Here is a 9735-nt window from a genome sequence, read left to right as displayed (position 1 = left end):
AACTCAGTAAATAACATACAAAATGCCAAACCTTACCAAAACACTAAAATTATTAAAAAAGGGAGAAAGCATTTCTCCCTTTTAAGCTGAAAAGTTATAAATTCCCTCGTCTTTCCTGCTCACGTTCAATAGATTCAAAGAGTGCTTTAAAGTTGCCTTCACCAAACCCTCTGGCACCTTTACGCTGAATGATTTCAATGAACAGGGTCGGACGGTCTACGATTGGTTTCGTGAAAATTTGAAGCAAATACCCTTCGTCATCGCGGTCAACGAGAATATTTAATTCCTTCAATTTGTCAATCTCTTCATCAATTTCTCCTACACGCTCAGAAAGCATTTCATAATAAGAATCAGGAGTGTTTAGGAACTCTACCCCATTTTTACGGAGGGTGCTGACAGTGCTGACAATATCTTCTGTCAGAATGGCCAAATGCTGTACTCCTGCCCCGTTGTAATATTCAAGGTATTCTTCAATCTGGGATTTGCGCTTCCCTTCAGCAGGCTCGTTAATCGGGAACTTAATTCTGCCGCCATTATGCATAACCTTGGACATTAGTGCGGAATATTCTGTTGTAATGTCTTTATCTGTAAAGTGCTTCATTTCCTTAAAGCCCATTACATTTGCATAATAATTCACCCATTCCTCCATTCTCTCTACATTTCCAACCACATGGTCGACGCCGATAAAACCTGCATCCTCAAATGGCACTTCAGTTTGATAAGGCTCAAAGCCAGGCATGAATACCCCTTTATAATCATTCCGTTCAACAAGTGTATGAATGGTGTCTCCATATGTACCAATCACTGCCTTTTTAACTGTGCCATGTTCATCTTTTATCTCAGCTGGAGGCTGTATTTCGATTGCACCTCTTTCAACCGCTGCTTTGTATGCCTTTTCAACATCATCAACAGTTAATGCTATATCCTTTACTCCATCTCCATGCTTATGAATGAAATTTGAAACTCTGGAACTGTCATTTAACGTTCCTGTGATCACCAGGCGAATCTTTCTCTGCTGAAGGACATAAGAGACTGTTTCTCTATTCCCTGTTTCCAGACCGGAATATGCAACTGGCCTAAAGCCGAAAGCTGTGCAGAAATAATGGCAGGATTGTTTTGCATTTCCTGAATAGATTTCTAAATAATCTACTTCCTTAACAGGAAAAAAATCGGATACCTTTTGCTCATTTAACAATTTTTCATCTTGCATGCTAACCCCTCCGTTTTAATATTAATAATATTTTGAATTTATCATATAGGAAACGTGTAAATGTTCTCAAGAGTTCAAGTTAAAGCTATAATGCACTCCTGTATTAAAGGAAATTACACTTTTACTTTTTGCGTTTTTTTGCTTTGTGGCGGTATGTGAACAGCCAAATTCTTTAAAGCTTCTGCAGCTTCAAGCAACCCTTCATTTATACTTGGATGCGGGTAGTTAGGGAAAATTAAATCTTCATCCCTTGCTCCCATTTCCAATGCAGTAATTCCGGCTGAAATTAGTTCTATTGCTCCGGCCCCTACCATGTGGATACCCAGCAGAACTTGCTTTTCCCTGCAGCTGATCACTTTTATAAACCCATCTTTTTTCCCGCTCAAAGTGCTAAAGCCGTTGGCAGATAATGAGGATACACCAATTTCAATGTCATAGCCCATGTTAATGGCTTCCTGTTCCGTTAACCCGGCACTCGCAATAGGAGGCTGTGTATGTGCTGCAATCGGAATGAAGTGGAAATCTGACTCCGATTTAATTCCCGCAATTGCTTCAGCGGCTGTTTTTCCTTGTTTAATAGCTTTTACAGCAAGAGCAGGACCTTCTGTTACATCACCGACTGCGAAAATATGTTTCTGTGTTGTCCGGCTTTGACAGTCAACCTTTATGAACCCCGCTTCGCATTGCTCCACCCCTATGCGGGAAAGCCCCAGCTGGTCAGTGTTTGGTCTTATGGAAGAAGAAACAAATAGATGTGTGCCTGAAATGCTTTCTCTTCTTCCTTTACTCTCAAAAGCTACGGTTAACATTCCTTCATTATGCTGCAGTTCCAATACTTCCGAATTTCTTATAATGTCTATTTTTTTCTTTTTTAAAATCCTCTTCAGTTCCCGGCAAATGGACTGATCAAAATCAAAATCCTCTTTCCCATCTTCAAAGATCAGAGTCACTTTAGATCCCAAAGCCTGATAAGCCATACCTATTTCGAGGGCAATATAATCACTGCCATAGATTAATAGTTTATCGGGTACTTCACTCAAGTTTGAAATGGAATGCTGATCAAATACCAATTCACTTATTTCTCTGGTCCAAACAGGTTTCTCAGGTCTTCCGCCGGTCGCAATTATGGCATTCTGGAATCGGAAAACATCGAATTGGTCTCCATTTTCGATGCCAATCTTATCTTCTGACAGAAAAAAGGCTGACCCCTTTAGAACTTCAATTTTATTAGCTTGACAGAGGGCTTCAATTCCTGCCCGGAGCTGCTCAATTTTCTGCTGCTTGTATACCTGAAGCTTGTTAAAGTTTAATGATATATTTCCTCCTTCAAGACCCCAGTTTTCCCCTTCCTGAAATGAAGTGAATTTTTCAGCAGACTGTGTAAGGATCTTGGAAGGTATGCAGCCTTTATTTAAACAGATCCCGCCAAGCTGATCCTGTTCAACTAATGTAACATTTCGCCCAAGCTGAGCAGCGCGGATTGCTGCATGATAGCCCCCGGGTCCACCGCCGATTATGATGACATCACGCTCATGTGCCAGTTCACCAACTACCATTTATACCATCTCCAGAACAAGCATTTTCGGATTATTAATCAATTCGGCAAAACGGTTTGTAAAGCGTACAGCTGTAGCCCCGTCTGCAACTCTATGATCAAAAGACATTGATATATTCATCATTGACCGAATGACAATTTGGTCATCATCGGTCACAACTGGCATCTTTTTTGTTTTATGGAAAGATACCAAAGCGGTTTGCGGATGCTGGATAATTGGAGTCGCTCCAAAGCTTCCACCTAGAGGTCCCACATTGCTGATTGTGAATGTCCCGCCAGATATTTCTTTAACAGAAAGCTTATTTTCCATAGCTTTTTCCGTAAGCTGTTTCATTTCTGCATGAATTTCTCTGATTGTACTATTTTCAACATGCTTAATGACAGGAACGATTAACCCTTCATCCGTATCCACCGCGATACCGATATGATGTTCACCTGCCAAATGGATTTCTTCCTTTTCTTCATGCAGCACTGCATTGAACACAGGAAATTCTTTCAGGCAAATTGATAAAGCCTTCAGGAAAAAGGCTGTAGCAGATATATTTTGGTTTAGAAGCTTAAGCTGTTTTCTGAAAGCAATCAGCTCGGTCACATCTATCTCTTCTAAATGGGTACAATGGGGAATGGTAAAGAGTGATTGAGCCATTTTCCTGGCAATCTGCTTTCGTCTGCCCCTAAACGGAATGATTTCTTTCTCAGCAGGAAACCTTTTTATATTTTCATTCAAAGCTGCTTGTTCCTGTCCATCATGGGCTGGCTTTGTCTGAAGGGAAGCTATGTACTGATAGATGTCTTCATCCAAGATACGGCCAGCAGGACCTGTTCCCCTGATTTTCTCAATATCAATGTCATTATCGCGCGCTATTTTTCTTGTGAAAGGAGAGGCAAGAACCCGTTTTCCTTTGAATGCCTCAAAAGAATGCTTTTGCTTCTGCGGCGAAGGTGTGTAACCAGGAATAGAAACGGCATTCTCTTTTTCAGCCACTTCCTCACCAGCCGATTCTAAAATTAGAATGGTCGAACCCACTTTAACCGTATCGCCAGGCTGCACTGTAAATTCTTTGATAATGCCTGCTCTCGGGGCAGGTATTTCAGCAGTCATTTTATCTGTCTGTACTTCAACAAGTGGATCGTCAGCTTTGACTGCATCCCCCGGCTTAACTAAAAAGCAATTAATATCTGCTTCCGTCATTCCTTCACCAATATCGTGCAGTTTCACCTCCACGGCTTCCCCTCCTAAAACTTCATTACTTTTTCTATTGCATGCTGAATCCTTGCCGGAGTTGGCAGGTAATGGTCCTCAAAACCAAAGTATGGAACTGGCGCGTCAAATCCAGTCACCCGTTCAACAGGTGCTTTCTGATATAAAAAGGATGTATCATTAATGATGGCAAGCACATCATTTCCGACTCCGCCGGTGGCATGCGCTTCATGGACAATAACCGTTCTCCCTGTCTTTTGGACAGATTCTGCAATTATGTCTTTATCCAGCGGAAATAGGGTTCTTAAATCAATGACATCACAATGTACGTTATTTTCTTTCATCTGCTTTGCCGCTTTCATAGCCTCCGGCACCATGGCTCCCCACGTGATGACCGTTATATCGTCCCCATCCATGAGTTTTTTTCCTTTTCCTATTTCAACCGTATACTTCCCTTCAGGCACTTCCTCTCTGGCCGAACGATAGCAGCGCATCGGCTCAAGAAACAGTACCGGATCCGGGTCTTCAATCGCAGCAATCAATAGTCCTTTGGCATCATAAGGGCTGGATGGGCAGACGACCTTGATGCCGGGCATGTGAGTGAAAATAGCTTCTGTTGAATCACAGTGAATTTCTGGAGCCCTAACCCCCGCTCCATATGGAGCCCTTATTACCATCGGTACAGTAAAATGTCCCATTGTCCGCATCCGGAGCCTTGAAGCATGAGTCATGATTTGTTCATATGCAGGATAGATAAAGCCGAGAAATTGAATTTCGATCACCGGCAAAAATCCATTAACAGCCATTCCAATCCCCGCTCCGACAAAACCGGCTTCACTTAAAGGCGTATCGATAACACGGCCTTCGCCGTACTTAGCCTGGAGGCCATCGGTTGCACGGAATACTCCGCCGTTCCTGCCGATATCCTCGCCCAGCAGCAAAACCTCTTCCTTTTCATTTAGCATGGTATCTAAAGCATCCGTAATAGCTTGCACTAATGTCATGGTTTTAGCTCCAACTGCTGTTTTCATTATCGGCCGCCTCCAATCTGCTTCAGATATTCTTCTTTTTGCTGCTTGATTTGCCAAGTAGGCTCAGCAAAGACATGATCAAAAATAACCGCTGGATCTGCAGGAGGAAAATCTTCCATTTCAGCTACAGCTTTATCTATTTCAGCTGCTGCTTCCTCTTCTATTGCCTGTTGCCATTTTTCATCAAATATTCCTTCATTTTTCATCCAGCGCTCCAGCCTTAAAATAGGGTCAGTCTCCTGTCTTCTGCTACTGCTTTCCGATTGATCGCGGTATTTGGATGGATCATCTGCTGTAGTGTGTGCACCATATCTCCATGTCACGGCTTCAATTAGTGTCGGCCCTTCACCTTTACGGGCCCGCTCTAAGGCTTTCAGTGTTTCAAAATAGACCATGAAAACATCATTCCCATCGATCCTGACTCCTGGAATATCATATGCCAGGGCTTTCTGGGCAATCGTTTTTGTATTCATCTGCTTCTCAAACGGAACAGAAATGGCGTATTGATTGTTCTGATTAAAAAAGACAACCGGAGCTTTAAATACGCTGGCGAAATTTAAGCCTTCATGGAAATCTCCCTCTGAGGTGGCACCATCACCAAAATAAGCAATAGCAGCATTGGCAGTGCCTTTTTTCCTTTCAGCGAATGCGGCTCCTGCTGCATGAGGGATCTGTGTCGCAATCGGAATGCCTGGTGGGAAAATCTTCTTTCCCTCAGGCGGCACACACCCTTCATTTCTTCCGTTCCAAAACAACAGGATGTTTCGCAGTGAGTGGCCAAAAGTCATAGCTGCTCCGTGGTCGCGATAGGTAGGAAACATCCAATCGTTCTCCCTCAGCGCAACAGCAGTTCCGACCTGGGAAGCCTCCTGTCCTTCATAAGGAGCATATGTGCCTATCCTGCCCTGCCGCTGAAGTGATATAGCTTTACGGTCAAACGTACGGATTCTAACCATATGTCTATAAAACTCTTTTGCAAGCTTTTCAGTTACTTCTTCTTTATATTCTGAATTGATGGTCGTTCCATTTTCGTCCATTATTCGCCTGATCGGAAAGTGATTTTCCATCTTCTCACCCTTTGGCTGGTAAATTATTTTAATTACTTTTATAAGGTACAAATATTGTTATCCAAGCAAAAAAAATTAGGTTCTTACTGCCCACTTCGGGCGTTTCATATGGGAGAAAAAGCTGTTTCTGCGTGTACGTGCTTCAATGCGGCTCTCGCAGAATTGGTTGGATGCTTCAACTGTTGTAATTCCATTTGCTTCAGCATGTTCGTAGATGTTCAGAAGAGAGTTATAAATAGCTTTCGTTTTGCGGAGTACCCTTTCTTTATTAGGTGTATATAATTCATCTGCGACCTGGATTAATCCCCCTGCATTTACAATATAATCGGGAGCATATAAAATTCCCTTATCTTTAAGGATTTGGCCATGGCGCATATCCATTAGCTGGTTATTGGCAGAGCCAACGATTGCTTTTACTTTAAGCAGGTCGATTGTGTCATCATTAATGATGCCGCCCATTGCACAAGGAACAAAAAAGTCGGCCTTGGCCTCATATATCTCATTGCTGGATAAAACCTTCACACCGGCCCCAATTTCTTTCGCCTTGCTGAGAAGCTGGTCGATTGCCTGCTGGCTGATATCTGTCACAAATAAATCCGCACCTTCCTCCAGCAGTCTTTCTGCGACTTTATATCCAACCTTGCCAAGTCCCTGGATCGCATAACTTTTGCCTGAAAGGTCATCTGTTCCGCTCAGTGCTTTATTTGTTGCCTGCAGGCCGTAAATTACACCCTGCGCTGTAGGTACGGAAGAATCTCCGCTTCCCCCATAAACCTCATCAACCCCCACAATGCAATTCGTTTCCTTTAGAGCATGAACGAAATCCTCTGTAGAAGTACCCATGTCTGTTCCTGTATAGAAGCGTCCGTTCAGTGATTCAACAAATTGGCCAAAAGCCCGGAACAGCTCAGGCGTTTTATCTTTTGATGGATCCCCGATAATGACAGCCTTCCCGCCTCCGAAGTCACAATCACTAGCAGCACATTTATAGGTCATGCCTTTTGATAATCGGAGGACATCCTCAAGGGCATCATCAACGCTTTGGTACGGATACATGCGGCAGCCTCCCAATGCCGGCCCCAGCCTTGTGCTGTGGATAGCAATGATTGCCTTTAGTCCGGTAGATTCATCGTTGCAGAATACCACCTGTTCATGGTCTTTAATTTTTTGAAACATATCTGTCATTTCATTCTCCCCTTTATATATGATAGCGCTTACAATAGAATTAATTAAAATCCCTTTTCTTTGGCTCTGATACTGTTATTCTTTTAATCTTTCTTTAACAGCTCTGCAATCCTGCTTTTCTTCAGAATCACCTGTTTGACTTCACCTTCGCCAGCAAGTTTTTCTCCATTATGGACGGTAACAGTTGAGTAGACTGCATTTCCTGCAAGCTTGGATACTGTAGCTGTAATAACAAGAGGGGATCCTTCAGGCGATGGAGATAAATGCCTGGCTGAAACAGCTCCACCCATCCCTTCTTCTTCCTCATCCAAATAGGGGGTGATCAGGAGTCGGGATGCCCACTCCATGTGATAGATCATGGTTACAGTGGAATAGACAGGATGAATGACCTCTCCTTCAAATTGTGCGAACATCTCAGGGGTTACCACTGCACGGATAACTGCCTGGTTCCCAATCTGCAGCCCAGGTTTCATAACACCCCTCCCTTTTTGACAATAATATGTATGACGTTTATTTAACGATATGATACCATTACGTTAAATGAATAGTCAATAAATTGTAAAAACTTTAAAAATTCTTTTGATTCGATTCCATGTAAAAAGGATTAACCGGCAAATTGGCTAATCCTTTTATTATTCTAAGAAAGCAATGCACGATCACTTGCCATTTTTGTTCCGCGGATTCGCTGAAATTCATTCAATAGCTGTTCAATTGTCAGATGCTGTTTCTGCCCATCATCTACTTCAAGTATAATCTGGCCTTTATCCATCATAATCAGCCTGTTTCCTAAATCCAGCGCCTGCTGCATATTATGAGTGACCATTAAGGTTGTTAAATTGTACTTTTGAACAATTTCTTTTGTGAGATTTGTAATAAGCTCTGCACGTGCCGGATCCAGAGCTGCTGTATGTTCATCCAGTAAAAGAATGGAAGGCTCTGTAAAGGTTGCCATTAATAATGAAAGTGCCTGCCGTTCTCCTCCTGATAATAGACCGACCTTAGCATTTAAACGGTTTTCAAGGCCAAGATGAAGGCTCTCAAGAACTTCACGGAAATAGTCTCTGCGCTTTTTCGTCACTCCTTTTCGTAAAGTTCTTGTTTTATTCCTTGAATACGCCATGGCCAGATTTTCTTCAATTGTCATGGACGGGGCAGTGCCAGCCATCGGATCCTGGAAAACCCTGCCTATCAGCTTTGAACGGTTATATTCCGACATGCCTGTGACATTTTGACTGTCGATAAACACAGACCCAACGTCAGGAAGCATGACGCCCGAGATAATATTCATTAAAGTGGATTTCCCTGCCCCATTACTTCCGATGACGGTGACAAAGTCTCCCTCGTTCAATGTAAGATTGATCGTATCAAGTGCGATTTTTTCATCTGGTGTCCCTTCATTGAAGACTTTATGAATCTGATTTAATTGCAGCACCAGCCTCACCCTTTCTGCCTGATGGCAATTCACTTATGTTCATGCTTCCTGCCAGTCTTTTAGCTTTCCGTTTCTTCTCCTTCGTGCGGTCAATAATTTTCGGCATTATTAATGCAAGGATGACGATTGTTGCTGTAATAAGCTTCATATCACCCGGCTCCAGAAACTCTACCCTTAGCGCCATAGTAACGACGATACGATAAATTATTGCTCCGCCAATAACCGCTAAAGTCGTTCTGGCAATTGTTTTTGTTCCGAACAAAGCTTCACCGATGATAACTGAAGCCAGTCCGATAATAATCATTCCGATACCCATACCAACATCGGCGAATCCTCCCTGCTGGGCAATCAGTGCTCCTGAGAAAGCGACCATTGCATTGGAGAGGCCCAGCCCCAAAATCACCATCATGTTGGTATTGGCGGAAAGACTGCGGATCATCCTCTTGTTGTCACCTGTTGCCCTTAAAGCTAAACCAATCTCAGTTTTAAGAAAGCGATCGGTTAAAAATTTTATAGCCAATGTGACAACTAACATAAAGAGAATAATGCCCCATGTTCTCGGGAGGCTGTCGCCCAGCCCTACCATGGATAAAATAGCATTGAAAAAAGAATCGATTCCTGTTTTATCCCAGAAATCTCTTACATGTGTAATGGCTGTTTCTGTGTTCAGGAGGGGAACATTTGATTTACCCATAATACGAAGGTTTATCGAATACAGAGCAATCATCATCAGGATTCCTGATAACAGAGCATTAATCTTTCCGAAAGTATGAATAATACCCGTAAGGCAGCCGGCAATAAAACCGGCAAATAATGCAGTGACTGTAGCAAAAAAAGGATTAGCCCCGCTGACAATCATGGTTGCAGCTACAGCCGCTCCAGTCACAAAACTTCCATCGACCGTTAAATCCGGAAAGTCAAGAACCCTGAACGAAAGATATACTCCAAGTGCCATTATTGCGTAGATAATTCCTGACTCGAATGCACCGAATATCGCTGTAAACACTAAGAATCACACCCTTTATTTTGTTTTAGCTTAAAAAGCAGCCGGCCG

At 42.8% G+C, this 9735-nt stretch carries 9 protein-coding genes; all 9 read right to left on the bottom strand.

Annotated features, from left to right (window positions below; genetic code table 11):
• Positions 1 to 94: 94 nt before the first annotated feature.
• A complete protein-coding gene (gene hppD / locus CHI10_RS02155; RefSeq protein ID WP_095242634.1) occupies positions 95 to 1210 on the bottom strand; it encodes a 4-hydroxyphenylpyruvate dioxygenase in 1116 nt (371 codons plus the stop codon).
• 113 nt (positions 1211 to 1323) lie between these two features.
• Complete coding sequence (gene lpdA / locus CHI10_RS02150) at positions 1324 to 2766, bottom strand: dihydrolipoyl dehydrogenase (protein WP_095242633.1); 1443 nt, start codon at positions 2764 to 2766, stop codon at positions 1324 to 1326.
• Positions 2767 to 3990 (bottom strand): dihydrolipoamide acetyltransferase family protein, encoded by a 1224-nt coding sequence (locus CHI10_RS02145; protein ID WP_095242632.1) that lies wholly within the window; start codon positions 3988 to 3990, stop codon positions 2767 to 2769.
• A gap of 11 nt (positions 3991 to 4001) precedes the next feature.
• Complete coding sequence (locus CHI10_RS02140) at positions 4002 to 4997, bottom strand: alpha-ketoacid dehydrogenase subunit beta (protein ID WP_095242631.1); 996 nt, start codon at positions 4995 to 4997, stop codon at positions 4002 to 4004.
• Entirely contained in the window at positions 4997 to 6064 is a 1068-nt protein-coding gene (gene pdhA, locus CHI10_RS02135) for a pyruvate dehydrogenase (acetyl-transferring) E1 component subunit alpha (protein ID WP_095242635.1), read from the bottom strand. The genes CHI10_RS02140 and pdhA overlap by 1 nt, the downstream gene beginning before the upstream one ends.
• A gap of 75 nt (positions 6065 to 6139) precedes the next feature.
• A complete protein-coding gene (locus tag CHI10_RS02130; RefSeq protein ID WP_095242630.1) occupies positions 6140 to 7249 on the bottom strand; it encodes a Leu/Phe/Val dehydrogenase in 1110 nt (369 codons plus the stop codon).
• A gap of 83 nt (positions 7250 to 7332) precedes the next feature.
• Complete coding sequence (locus tag CHI10_RS02125; protein WP_095242629.1) at positions 7333 to 7722, bottom strand: thioesterase family protein; 390 nt, start codon at positions 7720 to 7722, stop codon at positions 7333 to 7335.
• 164 nt (positions 7723 to 7886) lie between these two features.
• The gene (locus CHI10_RS02120) at positions 7887 to 8681 is read right to left on the bottom strand and encodes an ABC transporter ATP-binding protein (protein WP_095242628.1); all 795 of its coding nucleotides are present in this window, start codon (positions 8679 to 8681) and stop codon (positions 7887 to 7889) included.
• The gene (locus tag CHI10_RS02115) at positions 8656 to 9687 is read right to left on the bottom strand and encodes an ABC transporter permease (protein WP_095242627.1); all 1032 of its coding nucleotides are present in this window, start codon (positions 9685 to 9687) and stop codon (positions 8656 to 8658) included. Before CHI10_RS02115 ends, CHI10_RS02120 begins: the two co-directional genes overlap by 26 nt.
• Between the last annotated feature and the right edge of the window lie 48 nt (positions 9688 to 9735).

It is taken from the genome of Bacillus sp. 7894-2, assembly GCF_002272225.1.
GTDB lineage: Bacteria > Bacillota > Bacilli > Bacillales > Cytobacillaceae > Cytobacillus.
This window is presented reverse-complemented; position numbering and strand designations above follow the sequence as displayed.